The 21,948-nt window shown below is 46.7% G+C and carries 21 protein-coding genes and 1 pseudogene; 12 read left to right on the forward strand and 10 right to left on the reverse strand.

Annotated features, from left to right (window positions below; all coding sequences use genetic code 11):
• Positions 1-21: 21 nt before the first annotated feature.
• The 3 genes from L0M14_RS06605 to L0M14_RS06615 all read left to right on the forward strand — a co-directional run bounded on the left by L0M14_RS06605 (position 22) and on the right by L0M14_RS06615 (position 5,364).
• Positions 22-1,671: a LamG-like jellyroll fold domain-containing protein gene (locus L0M14_RS06605; RefSeq protein ID WP_235121395.1), complete on the forward strand. Its 1,650-nt coding sequence runs from the start codon at positions 22-24 to the stop codon at positions 1,669-1,671.
• A 160-nt stretch (positions 1,672-1,831) separates the two neighbouring features.
• Positions 1,832-2,596, forward strand: a complete 765-nt coding sequence (locus L0M14_RS06610) for a LamG domain-containing protein (RefSeq protein WP_235121396.1) — start codon at positions 1,832-1,834, stop codon at positions 2,594-2,596.
• Positions 2,536-5,364 carry an Ig-like domain-containing protein gene (locus tag L0M14_RS06615; protein WP_235121397.1) on the forward strand — a complete coding sequence of 943 codons (2,829 nt, stop codon included), beginning with the start codon at positions 2,536-2,538 and terminating at the stop codon, positions 5,362-5,364. The genes L0M14_RS06610 and L0M14_RS06615 overlap by 61 nt, the downstream gene beginning before the upstream one ends.
• Positions 5,365-5,481: 117 nt before the next feature.
• Here L0M14_RS06615 and L0M14_RS06620 read toward each other — a convergent pair whose 3' ends face one another.
• The 7 genes and pseudogenes from L0M14_RS06620 to L0M14_RS31815 all read right to left on the reverse strand — a co-directional run.
• Positions 5,482-6,288, reverse strand: coding sequence for a polysaccharide deacetylase family protein (locus L0M14_RS06620; RefSeq protein ID WP_235121398.1), 807 nt, complete (start codon positions 6,286-6,288; stop codon positions 5,482-5,484).
• Between the two features lie 45 nt (positions 6,289-6,333).
• On the reverse strand, positions 6,334-6,918 hold the full coding sequence (locus tag L0M14_RS06625; RefSeq protein ID WP_235121399.1) for a GNAT family N-acetyltransferase: 585 nt from the start codon (positions 6,916-6,918) through the stop codon (positions 6,334-6,336).
• The gene (locus tag L0M14_RS06630) at positions 6,915-7,247 is read right to left on the reverse strand and encodes a GNAT family N-acetyltransferase (protein WP_235121400.1); all 333 of its coding nucleotides are present in this window, start codon (positions 7,245-7,247) and stop codon (positions 6,915-6,917) included. Before L0M14_RS06630 ends, L0M14_RS06625 begins: the two co-directional genes overlap by 4 nt.
• Entirely contained in the window at positions 7,216-7,368 is a 153-nt protein-coding gene (locus L0M14_RS06635; RefSeq protein WP_235121401.1) for a hypothetical protein, read from the reverse strand. Before L0M14_RS06635 ends, L0M14_RS06630 begins: the two co-directional genes overlap by 32 nt.
• A 3-nt stretch (positions 7,369-7,371) precedes the next feature.
• The gene (locus tag L0M14_RS06640; protein WP_235121402.1) at positions 7,372-10,314 is read right to left on the reverse strand and encodes an S-layer homology domain-containing protein; all 2,943 of its coding nucleotides are present in this window, start codon (positions 10,312-10,314) and stop codon (positions 7,372-7,374) included.
• A gap of 208 nt (positions 10,315-10,522) precedes the next feature.
• Positions 10,523-10,933 (reverse strand): TrkA C-terminal domain-containing protein, encoded by a 411-nt coding sequence (locus L0M14_RS31810; RefSeq protein WP_350340508.1) that lies wholly within the window; start codon positions 10,931-10,933, stop codon positions 10,523-10,525.
• A pseudogene (locus tag L0M14_RS31815) lies at positions 10,928-11,958 on the reverse strand (ClC family H(+)/Cl(-) exchange transporter); the annotation flags it as partial. The pseudogene L0M14_RS31815 and the gene L0M14_RS31810, both read right to left, overlap by 6 nt.
• Positions 11,959-12,308: 350 nt before the next feature.
• Here L0M14_RS31815 and L0M14_RS06655 point away from each other — a divergent pair.
• Positions 12,309-13,466, forward strand: a complete 1,158-nt coding sequence (locus L0M14_RS06655) for a hypothetical protein (protein WP_235121404.1) — start codon at positions 12,309-12,311, stop codon at positions 13,464-13,466.
• 57 nt (positions 13,467-13,523) lie between these two features.
• Here the strand turns inward: L0M14_RS06655 and L0M14_RS06660 are convergent, their stop codons facing one another.
• Complete coding sequence (locus L0M14_RS06660; RefSeq protein WP_235121405.1) at positions 13,524-14,534, reverse strand: DUF3231 family protein; 1,011 nt, start codon at positions 14,532-14,534, stop codon at positions 13,524-13,526.
• A gap of 276 nt (positions 14,535-14,810) precedes the next feature.
• Here L0M14_RS06660 and L0M14_RS06665 point away from each other — a divergent pair, with 276 nt between their 5' ends.
• Genes L0M14_RS06665 through gerPC form a run of 3 tightly spaced genes read left to right on the forward strand, consistent with a single transcriptional unit; the run spans position 14,811 to position 15,700 of the window.
• Positions 14,811-15,029: a spore germination protein gene (locus tag L0M14_RS06665; protein ID WP_235121406.1), complete on the forward strand. Its 219-nt coding sequence runs from the start codon at positions 14,811-14,813 to the stop codon at positions 15,027-15,029.
• A gap of 15 nt (positions 15,030-15,044) precedes the next feature.
• Positions 15,045-15,230: a hypothetical protein gene (locus L0M14_RS06670; protein ID WP_235121407.1), complete on the forward strand. Its 186-nt coding sequence runs from the start codon at positions 15,045-15,047 to the stop codon at positions 15,228-15,230.
• Between the two features lie 50 nt (positions 15,231-15,280).
• The gene (gene gerPC / locus L0M14_RS06675; protein ID WP_235121408.1) at positions 15,281-15,700 is read left to right on the forward strand and encodes a spore germination protein GerPC; all 420 of its coding nucleotides are present in this window, start codon (positions 15,281-15,283) and stop codon (positions 15,698-15,700) included.
• Between the two features lie 113 nt (positions 15,701-15,813).
• Here the strand turns inward: gerPC and L0M14_RS06680 are convergent, their stop codons facing one another.
• Entirely contained in the window at positions 15,814-16,623 is an 810-nt protein-coding gene (locus L0M14_RS06680) for a methyl-accepting chemotaxis protein (RefSeq protein ID WP_235121409.1), read from the reverse strand.
• 177 nt (positions 16,624-16,800) lie between these two features.
• On the opposite strand from L0M14_RS06680, the gene L0M14_RS06685 reads away from it, so the two are divergent.
• From L0M14_RS06685 to L0M14_RS06705, 5 genes are all read left to right on the forward strand, one after another.
• Positions 16,801-17,415, forward strand: coding sequence for a hypothetical protein (locus tag L0M14_RS06685; RefSeq protein ID WP_235121410.1), 615 nt, complete (start codon positions 16,801-16,803; stop codon positions 17,413-17,415).
• Positions 17,416-17,732: 317 nt separating this feature from the next.
• A complete protein-coding gene (locus tag L0M14_RS06690; protein WP_235121411.1) occupies positions 17,733-18,374 on the forward strand; it encodes a chromate transporter in 642 nt (213 codons plus the stop codon).
• 16 nt (positions 18,375-18,390) lie between these two features.
• Complete coding sequence (locus L0M14_RS06695; protein WP_235121412.1) at positions 18,391-18,927, forward strand: chromate transporter; 537 nt, start codon at positions 18,391-18,393, stop codon at positions 18,925-18,927.
• Positions 18,928-18,957: 30 nt separating this feature from the next.
• Positions 18,958-19,935, forward strand: coding sequence for a formylglycine-generating enzyme family protein (locus L0M14_RS06700; RefSeq protein WP_235121413.1), 978 nt, complete (start codon positions 18,958-18,960; stop codon positions 19,933-19,935).
• 184 nt (positions 19,936-20,119) lie between these two features.
• Positions 20,120-20,434: a Dabb family protein gene (locus L0M14_RS06705; protein ID WP_235121414.1), complete on the forward strand. Its 315-nt coding sequence runs from the start codon at positions 20,120-20,122 to the stop codon at positions 20,432-20,434.
• A gap of 191 nt (positions 20,435-20,625) precedes the next feature.
• On the opposite strand, the gene L0M14_RS06710 is transcribed toward L0M14_RS06705, so the two are convergent.
• Positions 20,626-21,573 carry a helix-turn-helix transcriptional regulator gene (locus L0M14_RS06710; protein ID WP_235121415.1) on the reverse strand — a complete coding sequence of 316 codons (948 nt, stop codon included), beginning with the start codon at positions 21,571-21,573 and terminating at the stop codon, positions 20,626-20,628.
• Between the last annotated feature and the right edge of the window lie 375 nt (positions 21,574-21,948).

Consider the following 21,948-nt stretch of genomic DNA (forward strand, 5'->3'; position numbering starts at 1 on the left):
GAGGGAGGAAGGCTGACAGTGATGAACCTACGTCAAGCTTGGGGAAAAAGTATGATCGCAACCGTCTTGATCACATCGTTAGGAGCTGTAGTTCCTGCTGCGGCACAAGCGGCTACCGACAATGGAGGGTATTTGATCTCTTATTTCAGATCGGATCCTTCGCAATCAGGGGAGAAGATTCAAAAGCTGCATTACGGCTATAGCCGGGACGGCGTCAAATGGTACGAGCTGAACCGCAACCTGCCGGTATTTGATCCGGCGTACGAGCTGCGGGATCCCTTTCTCAACAAGGGACCGGACGGCATATGGAGACTTGTGTATACGACACCTGATATGGACGCGAACGGAGTTAACACCGCGACTTATTATCTGGGTTATGCGGAATCGACGGATTTGATTCATTGGACGAATCAGAAGCGTCTGGATCTCATGTCTAATTTTAGACCGGCCAATACGGTATATAATACTTGGGCTCCGGAATGGATCTACAATGACGATACTGGAAAATACTTGATTTACTGGTCCGCAACGCTGAATGCATCTGGACCTACGAATAACAAGCATTATTTGGCGACGACCACCGATTGGAATACGTTCAGCAATGCATCCTTGTTTTTTGATCCGGGATTAAAAACGATCGATGCCGATATCATCCGGTACGACAAGAACGGTTCGGATTATTACTACATGTTTTTCAAGGACGAAACCATTGCGCCCAAGAAGAATCGACAGACCTGGGCATCGGAGCCCGCTAATAAAGCGGAATATGAGGATCCCACACATATCAGCGCCCAGACCATTACGCCGGACTACACCGAAGCGCCGGAGGCTTTTAAGCTGATCGGCCAAAATAAATGGAACCTGATCTACGATTATTGGTCCCAAGGCAAGTACGGTCTCAAATCGACTACGAATATTGAGGACCCGGGCGCATGGTCTGCAGAAAACAGCAATGCCAGATTCCCTAACAAGATCAGACATGCTGGAGTTGCCACGCTCACAGAATCGGAACTGTGGAACGTGATTAACGAGTATTCGCTGGACGCTCACTACAAGCTGGACAATAACGGCAATGATGCATCCGGTAACAGCAGAAACGGTACAGTGGAAGGATCTCCTGTTTTCTCGGCGTCAGGCGGTAAGAATGGCGGGTATATGAATTTCGATGGTGTGGATGATGGTATCAAGCTGGCAGGAAGCGCTTCCTCCGGTTTTATGCACGATGCGTTCTCGATGAGATCGGTCTCCATGTGGATCAAGGCGGATAACACGGGGAATACCCAGCTTCTATATGAGGAAGGAGGAGCTGTGGCGGGCTTGGCGCTCAAGATCGAATCAGGTAACTTGATCGCAGGGGTCGCGACGGGCAGTGTCCTCAAAACCGTATCCACGCCGTTTACAGACACGTCTTCCTGGCATCATGTCGCACTGGTATATAACGAAGGCAGCCTGCAGCTGTATGTGGACGGGAATATGAAGAGTACGCTGGCTACCGGCTTTACCGAAATCGCCTCCCACTCCGATCATAGCGGGATAGGGAAGCGGTACACGCAGGATGTGTTTGGAGGCACAGTGACAGGAGCTTACTTTAAAGGCAAGATGGATCAAGTAAAGATATTCTCCGTCCCATTAGTCGACCAAGATATAACGGACCTCTACGAGACTCCATAGACAACCAGATACAAGAGGGCTGCGACCGCATGATTGTGGTTGATAGCCCTCTTGCCTTTTGAGTGAAGATGCAGGGCACGGATTCATAGAGAATATCTAGAGTGCAGCTTGGACCTGCACGTAAAGCATGTAAGGATATTCGCGAGAGGGGATGCTCGAAATGGTGACGATGACCCGAAAATTAGCGGCGATAGGGTTAACCGCAGCTTTATTATTCACTTTCCATACTTATAGCGCGCAGCCCGCTTATGCAGCGGGGAAGACTGTGCCTGCGATCGGCCTTCCTCTGGAGGGGCTAGAGGCGTGGTATAAGCTGGATGAAGAAGAAGGAAGTATAACGGCGGCTGATTCTTCGGGTAATGGGCATGATGCCCCTGCCGTGTCAGGCACATGGATGCCAACCGGAGGCGTGGATGGGGGAGCTCTTACACTCAACGGGACCAGTCAGATGATTCAACCCAATACTTCGGATTCTACCTTTTTGAAAAATGCATTTTCCGTTCATTCAGCGGCTTTTTGGTTTCAAGCGGATGATACGGCATCTAGACAAGTGTTATACGAGCGAGGCGGGAATACAGCTGGGATGGCGGTCCAGCTTAATGGAAATAAACTGGAGGCAGCCGTGGCCAATGCCGGTGTGATGAATGTTGTAAGCATCGATTTCACAGATACCGCCTCTTGGCATCATGTCGTTGCTTCTTTTAATAACGGGGTACTCAGGCTGTATTTGGATGGACAATTGGCCGGTGAGAAGTTGGCCGGCTATACATCCGTCTCCAGCGCGCTTAATGAAGCGGGAATCGGCGCTAGATATGGGGTTGACGCTTTCGGCGGCTCCAAAGGGGAGCTTGGTTTCATGGCAAATTGGACGATGTTCGTCTGTATACGACGGCAGTTGTACCTTCTGCGGAAGCGGTCAGAGTAACTGGGGTCAGCTTGAAATATCCGATTCTTACGATGGCAGTCGGTGAAACAAGTGATCTTACAGCCAAGGTGGAACCGCAGCTTGCAACCAACCAACATGTTACGTGGACATCGAGTCATCCGGAGGTGGCGACAGTCACGCCTAACGGTTCGCTAACCGCAGCAGTTGAGGCCAAGAGCGAAGGAACTGCAACGATCTCCGTCACCACGGAGGATGGCAGCTTTACAGCAGCCAGTACGATACATGTAGGTCCGGCTGCCGACGACGGTAAAGCATACTTAATGTCTTATTTCCGATCCGATGTAGCACAGACGGGGCAGAGGGATCAAGACCTTCATTTCTCGTATTCAAGAGATGGAGTCAAATGGTATGAGTTAAATAATAATAAGCCGGTATTCAATCTTACGGATGAGCTTCGGGACCCCTTCCTTGCCAAAGGAGAGGATGGAATCTGGCGGCTTTTATACACCTCACCGGTGCTAAACAGCGATGGCAGCAACGGACCTTCCAATGAAATCGGCTATGCAGAGTCATCGGATCTGGTTCATTGGACCAACACCAAGCACTTGGATGTCATGAAGGCGTTTAAGGATCAGGGTATCTTTGTGTACAATTCGTGGGCACCTGAATGGTCCTATGATCCTGTGAATGAAGAATACGTAATTTACTGGTCTTCCACGTTAGTGAATCATGCTCCTGATGATAACAAGCATTACTATTTCACGACAAAGGATTGGGCAACCTTCTCTGACGCCAAGCTTTTATTTAACCCGGGGCACAAGACAATCGATGCTGACCTGTATTCGTTGGACGCAGACTATCAAATTAATGGTCAATCAGTGAGAGAAAGACTCGCTATTCCCGCAGATCAACAAATCCCTGGTAATCTGGTGTGGTTTATGTTCTATAAAGATGAAACGCCTGCCAATGAAGGCGGAATGAGAACAAGACAAACTTGGTCCGCGAAGGGAATTACAGATACAGCATCCTATCAGGATCCAACACACGTTAGCGATTATGTGACGCCAAGCAAAACCGAAGGACCGACGGTATTCAAAGTTGGAAACAAGTGGAACCTGATTTATGATTACTGGTGGGCAGGCAAGTTTGGACTGGAAACCTCGGTAGATGTGTCCGATCCTGCGTCCTGGTCGAATGAAAATATGGATTTGAGGATTCCATATCGAGCTAGACATTCGGGCATGACTACGCTGGGTAACTCGGAGATTTGGAACTTGATCAACCATTACTCACTCGAGGCATCCTATTCGTTTAATGGAAATGCGGCAGACAGTTCAGGACATGGGTACGTTGGTGAAATGATCGGTCATCCTTCCATGATGTCCTTACAGGAAGGAAATTTCGGGTATGCTTCGTTTAACGGGACAGAAGATGCGATTAAACTGAATCACTTACAGAACTCCTTTTATATCCGTTCCGTTTCGATGTGGGTGAAAGCTAATGAGACGGATCGCGCACAAATGCTGTACGAGGAAGGGAATCAAGCAAACGGCGGTTTGGCGCTTAAAATTGAAGGCAATAACCTGATTGCAGGAGCAGCCAAGGAAGGCCGGGTTCAAACGGTGAGCACAGCGTTTCAAGATACCAGCTGGCATCATGTCGCTGCTATTTATGAAGAAGGTATCTTAAAGCTCTATGTGGATGGTGTGGAGAAAGGCGAGCTGAATACGGGTTTCCAGCCCAAGCAATCGGATTTGAATCAGAATGGGGAAGATCCGCAATCCAGAAATCCCGAGCTGTATGATATTGAAACTGGCTCCAACACTGCCTTGGTCGGCGCAGGGTCAGAGCAGGATGTATTCGGGGCGGATTCTACCGATGCTTACTTTGGAGGATCTCTAGGTCAGGTCCAGCTATTTACCATTCCGCTTTTCAGCCGTGATGTTCGGGATTTGTATCAAGCGGCTCAAGACATCTATGACTTTGAACCCGGATCTCCGCGTCTTGAAGGTCCAGCCCTAACTTCCAGAGGGGAATCTTTCGTAATGAACTACGACTTAACCGGCATGGATCAAAATATTTATGCGCAAGATCTTACCTTTACTTACGACCCGAGTCAATTGGAGTACGAATCGTCAGAATCCGTAAATTCGGATGAAGTGGTAGTGGTCGACCAGGATCAGAAGCCAGGTCAAGTGCGTCTCGCAGTGGCTACCATCGGACCAAACGCCCGTCTGGAGGGTAATGTACTCAAGCTCCATTGGAAAGTAAAGCCGGATACGCTTGCTGCAGCATCGACCATTACTTTATCCAAAGCGGTGATCGCTGATGAAGCGGGGCATGAACAAGAACTGGCTAACCAGACGTATACCATTCAAATTAGCATCACTGATAAAACGGCGCTTCTCACATTAATTACGAATGCGCAGAGCGCTCATGATGCGGCAGCGGAGGGAACAGGTGCAGGGCAGTATCCACTAGGCTCTAAAGCTCGGCTCCAAGCGGCAATCGATCAAGCCCAAGCAGCAGCGGGTAACAGCTCGGCAACCCAGCAGCAAATCGATCAGGCTGTCCATGAGTTAGCAGCTGTATTGCAAGCATTCAAGGACTCAGTTATTCGCACGGAGCCTGGCGATACAAATGGTGACGGACGATTTACCATAGGTGATTTGGCTATCCTAGTGGGGGCATATGGGATCAACTCCGAGGATCCGAACTGGTCCAGCTACCAGGATCGCGACTTGAATCATGACGGCAGGATTGGGATTGAGGACCTTGCGGCTGTTGCCAGGATGATACTGAATTAGGGCTGTGTGTGTATGGATTGATACGAAATGTAACTTAAAATCGTTCTATTACTAAAAAAGCAGAGACTGACTACGACTTTTATCCCAAGTCCATGTCTGTCTCTGTTTCATTAAGCACTAGGTATTCGACAACCTGACTTGTTCGCCGCTTTTCACTTCCACATGCCGCCCATCTACACGTAACCATATGCTGTAAGCTGTTGGGTTATAGACAAAGCTAAAATCTGCCGAAAACTTTAGACATTCAAAAGCTTTCATATAATCTACAATCTCAATGTTTGTGGCATACCAGATGTCTTCACGACCTCCAGCTAACCGGCAGAACTCCTCGATAAGCTCCCAATTCCCATCCCGGTCAAACTCGTAGCTGTGCCCCCAGACGTACATCAGATACAGATACTGTGTTTTATGCAAATTAATAAAATCTTCTGCATGATGAAGGAGTCGTGTGTTGTGATGACAAGTCGCCTTCCATTCCAGCCAGTCGAGCGGCATGTCAAATTGCTCGCTGTTGCCAACAATACGGGAATATTCAATGCCAAGCTCGGGGAGCATTCTCTTGATTCGCCCATCGTACGAGCCGTTCGGGTAGGACATTCCCCTTACGGTATATCCAGCCAGGTGCTCCAAGCGCTTGCGGTCCTCCATAATTTCGTGAACGATCTGCTCTCTGGGACAACGTGCAATCGTCGGATGCGTCAAGGTATGGGCAGACACTTCGTGCCCCTCGTAGAGGGAACGAACCTCTTGGGCTGAAATCCGTTCGCCGGTGTCCAGCAGGGCGGAATTCAAATGAAATGTTCCTCGTACTCCGTATCGGTTCATGATATCGATTAGCCTGCGGTCAGCTACATTTCCATCATCATAGCTTAACGTTAACGCCTTGTGACGCCCGCCTGGAAAGCATAACAAAATAGAGGACATTGAATTCTTACCTCCTAAGGATTTATGTACATCAAATTATAGCTTTCACCTAGAGAGACAGCAATGTTTTGGTTCATATATGAGTGTGTATACGATTATTTTATTCAAAATGCAATCAATAAAGAGCGCGCACCGATGAATGATCGATGCGCGCTGTGAGTATGGTCCTTTTATTCGTACGGATATCGATTTTACAAAATCATTGTAGATCTCCACAAGATTTGTTTGCGCAGCAGCGGGGGAGCAAAAATATTTTTTGGTGAATTCCCGCATGGGTGCATTTGCATCCTCTACAAAGAAAATACCATTCGGATAAACCCCTTTATCCATAATCCTTCGGATCGCTTCAGCGAACAACGCAACGCCGCGAGCCAAACGCTGGTGCCGTTTGTACACGTACATGGTTCGGAAGAGCGCAGTACTTTCATCCATAATCTCCACCAATGTCCATCCGACAGGGGCACCTTGGTAGCGTAGAAGCAAGCTTCTATCGACATCCAGTGAATCTTCATCCGTAAAAGGGGACAGGATTTCTGGATATTCCGTACCTGCTGCGAGCTCGATGTCTCGACGCTCGGATAAGGTGAGCGTACTCCAACTATCAATTGTGAACGCGCTTGGCAGCTTCATATGAAACCACTTCTGATCGGACGGTGCAGAGAGAGGGCCTCCGCAAATATGAATGCCGGGCTGAAACGGCTGAAAGCCGCATGCTTCCAAAAAGCAGCTTGTACTGGATTTATACCGTTATCAGCAACAAATTCTGCCGCAATCGTATGATAGCTTTGCTGCCGGAGCAGGCTCGATGCGTAGGAGACGAGCGCCTTACCCAAGCCCTGCCCACGCAGCTGTGCATGAACATAAACCGAATATAGATGAGCAATCTGGTTTCCAGGCGCACACTCAAACAACCCAAACCCTGCGGCCTTACCTGCATAGATCGCTCCGATCGCAAGCATGTGAAGGGATTCCCTCCTGCAGCAATACGGCCGCTTCCGGAGGGATCAAACCGCGATAGGCGGCAAGATCTGTCAGCCGCAGTTCAACGAACGCGTAGGGACTTGCCATAGCGTGTAACACGAATTATATTTCTCCTGGAATTGCAGGACCATTGTTCTGTTGAGAAACTGTAACATCAATTATATCTGGAGCAGATATACGATTGTAGCCGTAGTCCGCAATTCCATAGAAATAGATGTAGAACTTGCTTCCATCCACTAGACTTATTTTCTGGAGTCCGGCTGCTGTTAGTATGATAGTCAATTGGTTTGTTCCTGGTGTAAAGTCTAGTGTGAAATCAGTATCTTTATACAAGGTTTGCGAATCACTTCCAGTACCGGATGGAGAAAATAGAATCGTCTGAATTAGGGAGATACCATCTTCTGTTATGACATTTTCGCTAAATGTATACGCAAACGATGAGTAATCACTTGCAATGGTTCTATTTGTAATCGTTGGCGAGGTTTGGTCAACTGTTACCGGCAATACGACATCTTTTGTACTTCCCCCAACCGTCTTTACATGAAAAGTAACATTCGTGGAAGTTTGCTCAGTAAGGGCTCCTTGCGGAGTCAACGACAAGTAGGTGCTTCCATCGCTTGTACTGATGAAAGTCGGATCTGTTTCAACTGAGATATCGGCAACCTTCCCTTGCTCGTCATTCACGTCAAAATCGGTTTGCGTAGAATCATAAGATATGTTAGTTAGTGCATTTCCACCGCGAGACAGTTTCAAAAGATCTTTAAGATTCCGTTTGCCGTATTTGTAGGTGGACTCGGATGTGTTCAACTGGACAGCGCCTGCCGATGTATTCACATGAAGGAAAGCGTTCGTCTGCAATTCAGCATCAACTGGAATGACGGAAGCTGCATCTACTGTGAAGTTAAAGGTACGTTGAGCCGTCAAACCGCCTGCATCTGTAATCTTGACCGTAATAGTCGCAGTACCAGCGCTAAGAGGAGTCAGTGACAACGTTGAGCCGTTTACGGAAACGGTAGCAACAGACGTATCGCTGGATTCGGCAGAGTAGGTGCTGCCCGTGACGGAATCATCAATGAATGCTCCGCTAACATCAACCGTCACGTTACTGCCGCCAGCAGTACCGTTCGATGCTGATAGCGTGAGTAGAGCATTTACTGCTGGCGGAAGGTTCATTATTGGGATGTTCGGCAAAGTTACTTGCGCTGGATTCACGGTGAAATTAAACGTCCGCTGAGCCGTCAAGCCGCCTGCATCCGTGATGGTGACCGTAATAGTCGAAGTACCGGCGCTAAGAGGAGATAGCGACAAACTCGAGCCGTTAACGGAAACGGTAGCAACAGCTGTATCGCTGGATTCGGCAGAGTAGGTGCTGCCAGTAACGGAATCATCAATGAATGCTCCGCTAACATCAACCGTCACGTTGCTGCCGCCAGCAGTGCCATTCGATGCTATGAGCATCACGATATTATTTACTTGAGGAGCATCGTTTACGGGAAGCACAACAAGTTGGCCAGGTGTAACTGTATATACGAATGACGTTGTCGTATATGCTCCTTTACTGTCTGTGGCTTTTATCGTAATGGTAGAAGTACCCGCCTGAAGAGGCGTAATATAAAAAGTTGTGCCTACCATACGAACGGTCGCTACATCAGTATCGGAGGAAACAGCTGATAACGTCAAATCATCTCCATCAAAGTCCATAAAAATACTTGAGAAATCGGTACTCGTTTCCCCTGTCCCAGCTACGCCATTCATTGCTTCCGGAGTCGCTGATACGACTGGAGAGTAGTTCATGATAGTCGTGGTCGTGGAGCCTGAATGATGGGAAGAAGAAGTGGGTTCCTCCTCGCGGTTTTTAATTTGTACTTTGGATGTCGCATAGTCCGTTATAACGGTTGAAGTTTTTGTAGTAGATGGAACTTGGACGGTATCGATCATGAATTTATCGCCAAGCGTGATTTTCGTTTTATCGTTATCCACTTGGAGCGTTTTGATCTGGGCTTCACCTGTTAGCTTCAGGGGGTCGTTCGTCAGGATGGAAACTTGATCGACTGTGGCGTTCAATTCCACATTCTTAACACCTTGCTTGATTTCAACTTGAGCAATGTTCTGGCCTTTGACAGCTACGTGATCACCGGCAAGTCGTAGGATACCGTTAAAGGAACTTCCTGTGATATCCAGAGAAATTGGTTTCGAGTCACTTCCGCTATTGACAATCTCCAATTCGGCCAATCCATCTACATTTTTGTTAATGGATGTATATTTCAGCTTAGCGCCTTCCAGTGCTTCTTTATTTTTTCCAGCAAAAAGGGCTTTGAGATGATCATCGATCAACATGGTTTGTCCATCAATGGTCACGAAATCGCCATCGATTTTATTAATGACAGAGGTATGCTCTTCTTTTTTGAAAATATCGATGAGGAAAGCGGCAATATCTTCTCGCTCCACGTTAGCTTTCGGTTGGAACCCGCCATCGGTAGGAACAACTAAGCTCATGCGAACCGAAGTCTTGATCGTATCATTGGCCCAGTTACTCGTAGATTCATCGACAGGGAGGTTTACGTTTGACTCGCTTTTGGCATCAACGCCGCCCACAGCACGCACGAAAACCGAAGCCAGCTCTTCACGTGTAACAGGGTCATTCGGACGAAACGTGTCGGAGCTATCGCCGTTCATTAGTCCCGCTTTATGTACAGCTTCAATATAAGGAGCGGCCCAAGAGTCTTTGGAATCGGTGAACGGTGAGGAAGTGGTTGCTTCCGGCATCAGGTGCAAAGCTTTTGCGAGAAGGACCGCCAATTCCTGACGGCTAAGCATTTCCTTTGGACGGAAATCACCGTCCGGGAAACCGTTTAGCAAGCCTTGGTTCACAGCTTCCTGAATCGCTTGCACTTTTTCCGGAGAGATCTTGGTGTAGTCAGTAAATGTCAAAGGTGCAGCTTTTTGATCCGAAACTTGACCTTCCTCTGCAAAAGCCGCGGCAGGAGCAAGGCTCATGCTCAAAATTGTGGTAGTCAAAATCCATTTAGTCCAGTCTTTCCTCATGCGATAGTAGCCCCTCTTGTTGTGTGATGGAATGAACGGTTTTAGCTGTTTCATGCTAATAATGGATTTATCGGCATACGAATAGCAAATATCTAATTGTATATAATGGAAGCTTGGCACGCAGCCGTAAGATCCCTATACGTGGTATTTTACATATAAAATAAGCCGCACTCCGAATCAACTATGATTCGAAATGCGGCTTTTTCATTTATATAGTTCCGCTCAAAGCCGTACATCTCTCGCACACTTCAGTCAGACTTTGCCGGACATGAGTAGCTGTATCCTCATTGGTAAGAATCATCAGATAGTCACCGGAATACACAACGGTGCCTCCGTTAGGAATGACCTCGTGAGCTCCCCGTTTAATGCCAACGATTAGGCAGTGGGAAGGCCACTGAATTTCTTTGACCTTTTTACCTTCCAGGGCTGAACCGCTATGAACGGCAACCTCCAGCAGCATTTTGTTCTTGGCTTTCGGCTTGTAGCCATAGGAGCCTTTATGAAGAAATCTTTCGAGCAGCGATTCGTAGATCGGCTTGGACTTAAAGACTTCGGTAATGACATAAGCAGTCAAGCATACGACACCGGTAGGAAGAAGATTGGAAAAGGATCCCGTCATCTCTGTAATCAGGATGATTCCAGTGATCGGCGCTTTGACAATTGCCGTGAAATAACCCGCCATAGCCAACACCATGAAGCTTCCCGCATAAGTCTCGTCGTAGCCAAGCAGCCCGTGCAGCGTTTTGCAATACAGAACGCCTACTAATGCGCCCAGTACAAGTAAAGGCAGGAAGATACCACCTGGTGCTGACGAGCCGTAGCTGATCATGGAAAAAATTAATTTACCTACGAATAAAATAACTAAGAAGGTAATCGTGTATCCGCTTGTTGTCAGTGTGTTCACCAGACTGTTGCCGCCGCCAAGAACCTCCGGAAGCAGCAGTCCAAGTAACCCCGCGACAACAAAGGGGATGACAGGTCTCGCTTGGACCGGAAGCCATTTTTGACCAGCATACAAGTCCTGGGATTTGAACAACAAATAATTGTATAACAGACCCATGAAGCCAACGATGACCCCTAAGATAATCAGGTATACATACTGGCTTAAAGGGATGGCAGTAATACTGCTGAGATCAAAAACAGGCTTGAGTCCAAAAATTCCTTGGACACAAAGTCCGCAACAAGGGACGAAGCCAGGGCAGAAACCATTACGAGTGTTGAAAAATTACCGTGCAGCTCCTCCAAAGCAAAGATAACGCCGGCGATGGGAGCGTTAAAAGCTGCCGCTAATCCTGCACTAGCCCCGCAGGTGACAAGGAAATTCTCCTCGATCTTCGCCTTGCGGAAGAGCCTGCTGAAGCCTTGGCCGACGCTGGCTCCAATTTGGATCGAAGGACCCTCTCTACCTAATGAAAGTCCGGCCCCGATGCTCAAGATGCCGCCAACTATTTTGCCGAGAATCGCTTTCCACCAAACCATATCCACTCTGCTTTGCAGGAACCCCTTCACCTGGGGAATCCCGCTGCCCGAGATCATCGGCTGTTTTTTCACAATGAGGCCCGTTATGTAGCCCCCGCCGCCCAAGACAACAAGCCAGATCGGAATAAGCCAAAGGTGCTTTACTAAATAAGGGTAGAAGGACATTGTAGAGTCAAAGGCATGCTCGATTAAGTAACGGTATAAAACGACAACACTGCCTGAAAACAAACCGACCAAAATCGCCTGCACAATCAGCCGAAATTTTAAATCAAACCAGGACGTTAATAAGTGTTTGGTACTATGCGTACTTGTGGTTCCATGAGAACTCAATTTGCACTACCACCTTCGGATCCTATTTATGAAAAATCAAACCCCTATATTATAACATATGCTGGCGGTATATCTATCAATCGAGATGTGACAAAATATCTCATAAATGCAGGAAAATAAAGGAACGGGTCGAATACAATATCCTACAAAAAAACGTTAACGGCAGCTCTTTCAGGGGGATAACTATGCACATTAGAGCCGTTCAGGCAAGCTCCAAGCAATCTCTGTCTACAAATAGCAACCCATCACGCCATAACCCGGCTAATTCCTCCTCCACGCTCGTTCAGCTGCATAGGACGATAGGAAATAAAGCTGTTCAGCAAATGATAACGGGCATACCCGTCATCCAGAGGATAGCTTGGCCTTCTAAGAAGCAGCAGCAGAGTAAGATTATCGACGAGATTGCCGAGAATTGGAGCGATTTGGAGACGTCGGACGTTAAGGCATTCTATGCTTGGTGTACATCTCAAGATCAATTTACCTATATTCCGAAAGCTTTAAGCTATGAGGAATGGTTCACACTTAAAGAGAAATGCAGCGGTGCTGAGTTTGACAAGCAAGGCTTCACATCGGATCAAAGTGCGCGGAACGTCAAAGGGATCTATGATTACTTCACTCGTAAAAAAGTGGTTCCGTATAACAGCTACGATATGGGTTCTTATTCAGAAATCAATGACTTGCTATCATCGGATATAACAGGTGTTCAAACGGAGGGTACATTTGATTTGGACAGGATCAAGCTCCTGGATAAAACACTTGCTTTCGAGCTGATCGAAGCTGATAAAGCTCGGCATGCTGCTATTTGGGAAAAAGAAAATAACAGTGAGCTCGAGCAGGAGAAGAGTACGCTGCTTAACCAAAAGCTGCGTGCAGCTAAGGATCGTATCCGGGACACGTTGGCGTTATTGGTTACAGCGCATGAAGTGCGGGTTGCCGAAGAGAAGGAAGCAGCCAAGAAGAAGGCTGCGATTGATGGAGCGGTCACCGCCGCGGAGACTGCGTATGCTTTTGCCAGTAAAAGTGCGTTGACTCAGTTGATTTGGAATGCAACCAAGGGCAATGCAGGGTCTACAGGGTATTTGGAGGTCGGCGGCTCCTATTCAGCGGCTGAGCTCCTAACGGCTCACCAGGAATGGAGGAACTTCAGTAACGCTTATGAACATTCGGCAGGCAAGGTAGATTATTTGCAGAATATTCATAGCCCCGGCCATGGCGTTGCACAGGATAAACTTGGACACAGCAACTATGAAAGCCGTTCCTGCAGATATCAGGTTGATTTTATATCCGAATGGGGTGGCAGCCGCACGGTCATGCACGTCGGACTGCAAGGAAGTGAGAAGTAAGTCGAGAACTCATCCGGGTTCTCTTTTTTTGTCTGTCAGCTTATGCTCAGCTACGTGTTATTTCGTTGTCGCAGCCAAGTTAAGCCTGTCTATAGCAAGCGGAGGCTGCTCTAGCCATTGGTTCTCGATCATGATTTGCATCCAGTCCTCGCCGAATTTCATATCGTCTGTGATAGCAATGATATATTTCGGCGCTAAATCTCTTCTTGGAGATGAAGCCATTCCTGACCCGTAATAAACCATCGCGCTCGAGAACAAAAATCCAACCTGAAACATCATGAGCTTTTCGGAGAACGGTGTATGTGTGGAACTGGAAATTTCCGATTCGAGCGTAGGCGGAGAGGCCAAGTTTTCCTCGCTTAATAATGAATTGAACATCTGGATATGACGATCTTTAATTTGACTTGCCTTCAGTAAAAACTTGCGAACTTCCTTAGTGGTTGCCACTTGACTAAAACCAACGGTCACCGCCTTAGCTAATATGCTCTTCTTCAGATTGAATAAAATATCCGTGATCTCTATACAATTTAAAGGTCTTTTATCCCCAAACCATCCTGTCAGAAAGCTCTCGTCTTTTACATATTCGGCGAGTCTCGGCGCTGGAATCGTTGGAGGTCTAAAGTAGAAGCCTTTTTCCAACATCGAATCTTTAGTTCTGTTACAGAGCTCAGCCGCAGAGGAAAGGCATTCCGTATAGTAGTCCCGGACGTCCATTCGGGATGATGTGGTTACAGCGGCACTGTACCCATGACAGCCATGCAGTGACATAATATTCAGATAATGCAGAGATAACACATCAGAAAAAAGCTGCGGGGCATGTAGATTGACATCATGCTCGGTAAACCCAATCGGAACGGGGAACTCCTCGGACTGAAAAAACTCCTTTATCTTCGCGATATGCTGGTTTCCAAGATGAATGGCATATTCATAGATAGCTCGAATTTCCGGATCCTCTATGTGCTGCAAAATGAAATTGTTAAAACAGAGACCAGCAGTTTCGTTCATATACTGGGTCCATAGTGCAGCAATTTCTGCTGAAGTTAATTTCGGATTTGGATTGAAACTCAAAAGATAACGCCCTCCACTATCAGATAATTTATGTTATTTTTAACTTTTATTGGTGTTTGTATGCGTGATTGTTAATGGAGTTTTACATAATTAGAATGATCAAATGGTGTTATTCATTGAATGAAAGACACAGAAGCCCAGACAATTGAATACACTGGTTCACATAGAGTGAATGAAAGGGAGTGGGAATCGGATGAAACCGTCGAAGAAGTCCTCCCTGTTACAGTTCAGCCGTCGGAAACATGAGAAGTGGAATATTGGCAAATGATGAGCTAAATGCCGAATGTATTTAACATTATTAATATTCGAATTAATGAGGTTGCTACGGGCGGAGTGGTCAATTTTGGAGACAATCTGCTGCGCGGAAATGCGGCAAACTCTAAAGCTGTCGGCGGGAACACGGTCATCGGCGATGCCACATCTTCCGTTAATACGGACGGAAACAGCGTTTTAGACCCGGATATCAATGATCAAGGAAACAGCAACCTCGTATAGGAGAGAGTGACAACCATGAATTTTTATATTAATCATATTAAAGTGAACTCCATCGCCAACCTGGGCGTCCTCAATATCGGCTGGAACATCTTGTCGGAGAACAGGTCAACGGAAATTGCCCAAGGCGTGAACGAGAAGACTCCTGTAGAGACTCCGGAAGATGTTTTGCTGCCGCCTCCACACCCTGTAGTGAATGAGTGATCGCCAAAGAAATTTCTGAATTTATTTGAACGGATGAAGGAGGGGGCAGCATGTACGATACAAATACTTATCTGCAATCTTGGTTTTGCCAATTCGAAAAACGCATTGCTTTGTTGGAGTTCAAACAACGTGAGCTGGAAGAAGAAAATCAAAGGTTAAAAGATCAGTTATTCGGACCGGTCCTTCATGACATGTGCGGTCAGCTTCAGGCCCAGTTGAAGGATCAAATTGATAACCAAATCAAAGAACAGCTGAAGAACAATTCCGCCGACTCCACACAAACGACGCCCCCCAATATTACCTACAAAATTCAGGAGCTTCATGTAAACGAGCTCAAAGGTACGCTGAATATCGGACTGACGTCCACCGCAACGGAGGGGCAGCTGCGCAGTATGATCGAAAAACTGAAAACCGATCAGGGTCACATGGCCGATAACTTATTTTTCTCGCAGGAAACGGAGAATATGTAGGGTCCTCATAATCGATTATCTGGGCTAGTTCCTAATCAGCATAAGGATGTATCAAGCTTCATGAAAGAACCCTCAGACCACGCCTTAAGGGAGTGGTTCCGAGGGTTTTTAACTTAATTTATGAGATTTTCCGCCGTAGAGACGATACTTTCGAATGCTTTATTCAGCTCGTGCAAGCTTTGGGCTTGAGAGTCTGTACTGCGTGTAATCGTTTGGATGAGACTTTCAAATTGTTTCGCGGAGCTTTGAATGGATTGCAGCTGTTGTCTGATTTGTGAAGAAGCTTCTTTGGACTTATCCGCCATTCTTCGAATCTCGGTGGCAACTATAGAGAATCCTCTTCCCGCCTCTCCAGCCCTTGCTGATTCAATAGCTGCATTGAGTCCTAACAGATTAGATTGCTCTGCTATTTCTTGAACAAATCCCAAAACCTTCTGAATCTGCTGGATGTCCTCAAATATCGTTTGGGATAATGAGGAGAACCCCCTAACGTCATTCGCCAGGCTTTGAGAATCCCCGGAAATATGCTCGGTAGTTGCGGACATTTCTTCAACAACAGAGGATAAATTTACGGCTTCGAATCGAAGCTTATTTAACATTTCGTTGGTAGTTGATGCCGATATGACGCCAACTATAGTCCGCCCATCATAGTCGAAAATGGGAACTGCTGTAGAATAATAAGGAAAACCAAACATTTCAGGGCCGCGTTCTTCTTTGACGGTTTGTCCCGATAGGAGTGCCTTGTAGGATACCGTTGACTTGAATTGCTCGACAGGCATTCCTTTTATGTTGAAGGATATTTTATTAGAAGGAAGAGACTCCAACACGATGTTTTTATCTGCTACAAGCATAGCGGCTCCATCAAAAAATAAATTCTGAATCGTACTCAAATGGTCTAGAATACTTTCCAATCTTGGATGCATATCACACCTCGTTCAATTACTAAAATGATTACAGCTAATCATCACCATTCTTCGCGTTCTAGCTACACTCCTTCTGAAAAAATGATAAATATTTGGATGTAAACGATGATAACAGAATTTTGCCATAGAACAGCGCATATATGAAATATCAGTACTTTTTACGGGGGAGGGAGTCCTATGCTTGTACTCTCTGGACAACAAGATTGGATGCAGAAGGCAGATGTAGTCGGAGATTACGACAACTACTTGCGGTGTGAACTTGGTATTTGTGACATCAATCCTAAAGATATTGTCGGCTTAAGCTTGTGGCCGCCCGAAGAACTGTTCAACGATGAGTACATGCGTTTTCTGTATGATTCTGTCCTGAAACTTGGTTGGAGAGATAGTGTTCCTTGTGACCTTAACTTGGAGCTGCTGCCGAACGGCAAATACACGGTTAGTTCGCGGGGGAATCATCGGGCTATCCTGGCGAGGGCAATGAATATTCCACGGATCAAAGCAAACGTCGATTTGCTGATCCCGATCTATTTTTTATCGGAAAAGACACATAAACAGCTGGAGGAATTTCGATTGCAACAGGAAGAATTTGAACATGAAGCAGCGTATTTGGGTAAATTATTTAGTTCAAAGGGATTTATTAGCGGCAAGCTTGACGAAGAGAAGAACTATCGGGATTTATTACGTGAATCGAATCGGATCTCAAGAATAATTAATCAGCTGCTGAAAGAAGAAGGTTTTAGGCTAAACTTAATACCGAAAGGCTTAGGAGTGTTAAAGGTTAAAGTTCAATGAACATATCTTCAAATTCGAAAAACCAGCAGCAAATGCAGCTTTGCTGTTGGTTTTTTTGTGCTTTTTCTCTTTTACAAACACATTGCCGTCAGAACTATATTTGAAAATGAACAAAACTTTATAGAATCAAATAAAACCAAGCAGAGTAATGGGGATTTCCAAAGTGGAATATGGTTCGAATCCTGATATTTAAAAGTGTATCTGTTATAATTCAAAAATCTTTATTCCAAAATGAACAAAAGTAAGCTATAATCAAAAAAAGATAGAGGGTGTGATCCATCACTCAGTAATAGAAGCAACAAAGGAGGTTAGACAGCATGGCAAACGTATCAATCAGATCCTTATGGGATATCTTCTGGACATTTCTTAAGATCGGGCCGGTCACCTTTGGTGGCGGTTATGCCATGATACCGTTGATTGAGCGGGAGGTTGTAGGAAACAAGCAGTGGGTAACTCAACAAGAAATGGGCGACCTGCTTTCCATTGCAGGCTCTGCTCCGGGCGGAATAGGAGTTAACGCTTCGGCGTTTATCGGATACCGGCGAGCTGGCGTTCCGGGCGCAGCGGTTGCTGTGGTAGGAATCACCTTGCCGACTTTTATCATCGCTTTTCTGCTTAGTTTGATTTATATGCATATCGAGCACAATCCGAAGGTTACCGCTGCTTTGCAAGGCATTCATGCTGCAATCGTAGGCCTGATCATCATCGCTGCAATCAAAATGGCCAAATCTGCGGTGTTCGATAAGACGACATTAGCGCTTATGATCGTTACGGTCATTACGTTTTTGGCAACCTCGATTCACCCGCTTTACATTATTTTGCTGGGTCTGCTTATTGGAATCATCTGTATCTGGTTGAAGGAAAAGCTTGGGCTTGCTGTGAAGCTGGAAAAGCAGCAGTCATCGGAAGCGTCTTCCCGTTTTATTTATCCTGATTATTTCATCGCAGAGGGAATTTAGAAGGGAGCGCATCTGGATGCTGTGGAGCTTGTTCATTACATTTTTTAAAATAGGCCTGATCTCGTTTGGCGGCGGCTACGCCATGATTCCAATTATTCAACTAGAGGTATCCAACCATCAGTGGCTAGGCGAGAAGGCTTTTACCGACGCTGTTGCCTTGGCAGGTATGGCTCCTGGGCCGATTGCTACAAACACGGCTACCTTAATCGGTTATAAGACGGCAGGTGTGCCTGGAGCCGTGATCTCAACGCTTGGTATCGTACTTCCATCCCTGCTGCTGATGATCCTTATTACTGCATTTTTCTATAAAATTCATGGAAACAAGTGGGTCAAATCTTCCTTTTACGGCTTGCGTCCGATCGTTACCGGACTTATTATTTATGCTGCGATACACTTTGGTTTTGCAGGTACTGAATGGGGTACTATAAATTGGAAAGTTTTTGTCTCGCTGCTCATCACCGGCGGTGTTGTGCTCGCGGTCATGAAGTTCAAGATGCATCCGATGGCCGCCATTGTGCTGTCAGGATTAATAGGAATCGTGGTCTATCATTAACGTTATTATCATGGAAAGCGAGGCCATACCATGCAGGAGCCGATCAAATCTTCTTGCTGTTCTGTATCAAGAACCCAAATGACTAAGCCTTCAACTCGGGTTGAAGATTCGAATACTTTAGAGCCCGCTCAGACACAAGTACCGGTGAATTCGCTTCCATCATCCATGATCTACATAGCAGGTGGCGAATTTCTGATGGGGACGGACGATCAGGAAGGCTTCCCTTCTGATGGAGAGGGTCCGGTGCGCTCCGTTACGGTCAGCCCGTTCTACATCGATCCGTACACGGTAACAAATGCGGAGTTCCAGCGCTTTGTTGAGGAAACGGGCTATGTGACGGAAGCCGAGAAGTTCGGTTGGTCCTTTGTTTTTCACCTGTTTGTTCCTGCAAGCGGAGTCGAGGTGATCGGATCTCCTGCACAGACGCCGTGGTGGCTTGGTGTGAACGGCGCTTATTGGCGAGCACCCGAGGGCCCCGAGTCAAGCATCGAAGAGAGACTAGATCATCCGGTGATTCATATATCATGGAACGATGCGGATGCCTACTGCCGCTGGGCGGGCAAGAGACTGCCGACCGAGGCGGAGTGGGAATTCGCGGCACGGGGAGGGCTTGTACAGAAGCGCTATCCTTGGGGAGATGAGATTAAACCGGGCAGCAAGCACATGTGCAATATCTGGCAGGGGAAATTCCCTGAAAAAAATAATGCCAGCGACGGCTTTATTGGAACAGCGCCTGTACATACCTTTGATCCAAACGGGTACGGCTTATACCAAATGGCGGGAAATGTATGGGAATGGTGCTCGGACTGGTTCAGTCCAAGCTTTCATGTCAACGGGCCGCGAGTCAATCCTGCGGGTCCGGCAAAAGGCGCAAGCCGTGTAACGAAAGGCGGTTCGTATCTATGCCACAGATCCTACTGCAATCGGTACCGGGTAGCGGCCCGCAGTCAAAACACACCGGACAGCTCGACCGGGAATATCGGGTTCCGGTGCGCGGCGGATGCGTAGCGAACGCTACTTTATCGGCAAACTAAAGAGAGGCGCAAGCCTCTCTTTTCAAGATTATGAGATAAGTTCGGGACTCCCCTCAAAGTATCTGAATCCGCTTCAAGCTAGGACTCCACTTTGTGGGGTTATTTCCATTTACGTATGATACAATGTGAAAGAATGTATGAAAGGAGAAGATATCGCTATGTATGAGCATCTCGTCGTTTTCAAATTTAATACAGCACTCACTGCTTCCCAGCAGCAAGAGCTGCTGAATCAATTGCTTGATTTTCAGGGAAGAATCCCTGGGATTCTCGACATGAGTGCCGGACTTAACGTGACGGAAGAAACAGAAAATGTTCACGGCTACACGCTTGGCTTGCGTGTTACATTTGATAGTCTAGAATCTCTTCGCTCCTACGGACCTCATCCCGTTCATCAGGCGTTTGTCCAATCACTGGACGGTTTGCTGGAGAATGTAGTCGTAGTGGACTATCCCAAGATCAACTCATCTTTATAGCTTCAAGAATGAGTTCGCATGAAATCCGACACGTTTGCGGACGCGCGGGTCTTTGCCGAATCCGCACCTGTTCCATTAAATTTATATTCAAATCGATGCTGCTGTTGATACCGAGATATGTATATTTATCATGCTAATCCCTTACGTTGATGTGAGTAAGAGTATATAAAAACGCTACTGACAGCTGTATGTCAGTAGCGTTTTAACATTTTTGCGGCTTCCTCGCGGATTTGATTTCGAAATGCTTCAGGCTTTAACACAACCACATTCGCTCCCCATCCAAGGACCCATTGGAGCAGCTCTTCTGCTTGTCGAGCTCGCAAGACCACATACAGCCCATCTGAAAGTTCTTCCATGCTTTCCACGTAATAATAATTGGAGTCTCTCACTTTATCCAACATGCCTTGGTCAAATCGAAGGTGAACCAGCAAATTTCGGTCATCCAGGGGCGTGTATTCATCTAATTGAAAATGGGGAGGCATCTCGAAACTGTCTTCCAGAACGATGAGCTCAGTCATGCGGGACAATCGGAAATGCCGAATGCTTTGGCGCAGATGACATTGAGCAATGAGCATCCAGGACCCTTGAACGAACACCAATCCATAAGGAGATGCAGACCGAGCGCTGTGGCGGTTTCCTTCGGAGTCAGCGTGTTTCTTCGCGTAATGAAAGCTGATCTTTTTTTCGTTTAAAATAGCCCTGCGAATCTTCTCCAGATGCTCCCGTTCTGTTACCAATGCATGCTGTTTGTCTGAAGTGATCAAGCGCATTGACTTGCGGACACGGGAGGTTTCTTCCCTGACACTCTCAGGCAGAAGGACCTCGATTTTCCCTCGGGCGGACCCGGCCCTTGTTCGGAAATCATGATCAAATCGCTGCTCGATAAAGTCGGTTCCGATTAATAAGCCCACAGCTTCATCTACGGTAAAACTGACCGGTGGTAGGAAGTAGCCTTCCATTAAGGAATACCCCGTACCGGGCGCCCCAATAATCGGCACGCCGGCTTCACTCAACGCCTGAATATCGCGGTAGATGGTCCGCACGCTGGTTTCAAACAGCTTCGCCAGATCTTCAGCTCGTACGACCTTCTTGCGCTGCAGCTCCAGTACGATGGCTAGTAAACGATCTGTTTTGTTCATGAACAGCCCCTAACAAATCCATTTGGCGTGGTAGAACAGGGGATCTCCTGATCTACAAAATACACTAAGAATATCATATCTACATTCTAGCTTAAACAAAAGAGGTTGATGATAAGATAAACTCAACGATAAGAGCAGGATTCCAAGAATGAATGTCCGAAATGCGGAGGCCACCTGGTTGAACGATCAGGAAGTATGGAAAGTTCAAGGGCTGCGGGAATTTTCCAAAGTGTAGGTTTATATTGAAGTAAATTGTAATATGGATCGTAATAAAATGACCAAACACACAGAAGTTATTGGCGGATTGCCATTCATTCTGCGTGTTTTTTTTCAATTAAAGCCCTAATTCGCCCTCTTTTTCGTGAAATAGTGAAA

Source organism: Paenibacillus hexagrammi (assembly GCF_021513275.1).
Classification (GTDB): Bacteria; Bacillota; Bacilli; order Paenibacillales; family NBRC-103111; genus Paenibacillus_E; species Paenibacillus_E hexagrammi.